The 2,500-nt window shown below is 48.9% G+C and carries 2 rRNA genes (both only partly in view); both read left to right on the plus strand.

The features are described from left to right. A 23S ribosomal RNA gene (locus LVD15_RS09160) occupies nt 1-2,409 on the plus strand (it extends 472 nt beyond the left edge of the window). 79 nt (nt 2,410-2,488) lie between these two features. Beyond that, nucleotides 2,489-2,500, plus strand: a 5S ribosomal RNA gene (rrf, locus tag LVD15_RS09165) (it continues 100 nt past the right edge of the window).

Below are 2,500 nucleotides of genomic sequence, written 5' to 3' on the forward strand. Positions count from 1 at the left end.
GAACCAGTACCGTGAGGGAAAGGTGAAAAGTACCCTGAATAAGGGGGTGAAATAGTACCTGAAACCATACGCTTACAAGCGGTCGGAGCAGATAAGTTCTGTGACGGCGTGCCTTTTGCATAATGAGCCTACGAGTTACTCTTCACTGGCAAGGTTAAGTTTTTAGAAGAACGGAGCCGGAGCGAAAGCGAGTATTAATAGTGCGTTTAGTCAGTGGAGGTAGACGCGAAACTTGGTGATCTACCCATGGCCAGGTTGAAGGTGCGGTAACACGCACTGGAGGACCGAACCAGTACACGTTGAAAAGTGTTTGGATGAGCTGTGGGTAGGGGTGAAAGGCCAATCAAACTGAGAAATAGCTCGTACTCCCCGAAATGCTTTTAGGAGCAGCGTGGAGGTAAAGTCTAATAGAGGTAGAGCTACCAATAGGACTAGGGGGAGTCACATCCTACCAAATCCTGATGAACTCCGAATGCTATTAGATATACTCTGCAGTGAGGGCAAGGGTGCTAAGGTCCTTGTCCGAAAGGGAAAGAACCCGGACCAACAGCTAAGGTCCCCAAATGTATACTAAGTTGAACTAAGGTGGTTCAGTTGCCGAGACAGCCAGGATGTTGGCTTGGAAGCAGCCATTCATTTAAAGAGTGCGTAACAGCTCACTGGTCGAGCGACAGAGCATCGATGATAATCGGGCATAAAGTATACTACCGAAGCTTTGGCAGAATTTATTCTGGGTAGGGGAGCATTCTATCAGCGGCGAAGGTGTGGCGTAAGCCATGTTGGAGCGGATAGAAAAGCAAATGTAGGCATAAGTAACGATAAGGCGGGTGAGAAACCCGCCCACCGATAGACTAAGGATTCCTGATCAACGCTAATCGGATCAGGGTTAGTCGGGACCTAAGGCGAACCCGAAAGGGGTAGTCGATGGACAATGGGTTAATATTCCCATACTACCGTTAACAGTGATGGGGTGACGGAGTAGTGAAAGGCTCGCGTACTGACGGAATAGTACGTTAAAGGGTGTAGGTAATGACGATATAGGCAAATCCGTATTGTTAGCTGAACCTGATAGTACCACAATCCTTCGGGAGCGTGGATAGTGGCCCTAATCAGACTTCCAAGAAAAACCTCTAAACTTATGTTAATGGTACCCGTACCGCAAACCGACACAGGTAGTCAAGGAGAGAATCCTGAGGTGCTCGAGTGATTCGTGGCTAAGGAACTAGGCAAAATGGCCCTGTAACTTCGGGAGAAGGGGCGCCTCCTCTGTTTCGGCAGAGAGGCCGCAGTGAAAAGATCCAGGCGACTGTTTAGCAAAAACACATGGCTATGCGAAATCGAAAGATGATGTATATGGCCTGACACCTGCCCGGTGCTGGAAGGTTAAGGGGGGATGTTATTCGCAAGAAGAAGCATTGAACTGAAGCCCCAGTAAACGGCGGCCGTAACTATAACGGTCCTAAGGTAGCGAAATTCCTTGTCGGGTAAGTTCCGACCTGCACGAATGGTGCAACGATCTGGATACTGTCTCGGCCACGAGCTCGGTGAAATTGTAGTAGCGGTGAAGATGCCGCTTACCCGCAACGGGACGGAAAGACCCCATGAACCTTTACTATAGCTTAACATTGACATTGTGTAAATGATGTGTAGGATAGGTGGGAGACTATGAAGTGGTGTCGCCAGGCATTGCGGAGTCGTTGTTGAAATACCACCCTTTATTTACGTGATGCCTAATCTGTATACAGAGACAGTGTTTGGAGGGTAGTTTGACTGGGGTGGTCGCCTCCAAAAGAGTAACGGAGGCTTTCAAAGGTTCCCTCAGCACGCTTGGTAACCGTGCGCAGAGCGCAATAGCATAAGGGAGCTTGACTGTGAGACCAACAAGTCGATCAGGGTCGAAAGACGGATATAGTGATCCGGTGGTTCCGTATGGAAGGGCCATCGCTCAAAGGATAAAAGGTACTCTGGGGATAACAGGCTGATCTCCCCCAAGAGCTCACATCGACGGGGAGGTTTGGCACCTCGATGTCGGCTCGTCACATCCTGGGGCTGGAGAAGGTCCCAAGGGTTGGGCTGTTCGCCCATTAAAGTGGCACGCGAGCTGGGTTCAGAACGTCGTGAGACAGTTCGGTCCCTATCTGTTGTGGGCGTAAGAAATTTGCGAGGATCTGTCCTTAGTACGAGAGGACCGGGATGGACTAACCTCTGGTGTACCGGTTGTGGTGTCAGCTGCACTGCCGGGTAGCTATGTTGGGAAGGGATAAGCGCTGAAAGCATCTAAGCGCGAAACCCACCTCAAGATGAGATTTCTTTATAAGGGACGTTATAGACGATAACGTTGATAGGCTGCAGGTGTAAAGTCAGAAATGACATAGCTGAGCAGTACTAATTACCCGTAAGCTTTCTCTAGGGCCATAGGCCTTTACCGAGAAAAAGTTGTAGTTCATAATTCTTTCATAATATATATGTCAAAAAGTATTTAAGACTTTATGGTGACTCT

This window comes from Fulvivirga maritima (genome assembly GCF_021389955.1).
GTDB lineage: Bacteria > Bacteroidota > Bacteroidia > Cytophagales > Cyclobacteriaceae > Fulvivirga > Fulvivirga maritima.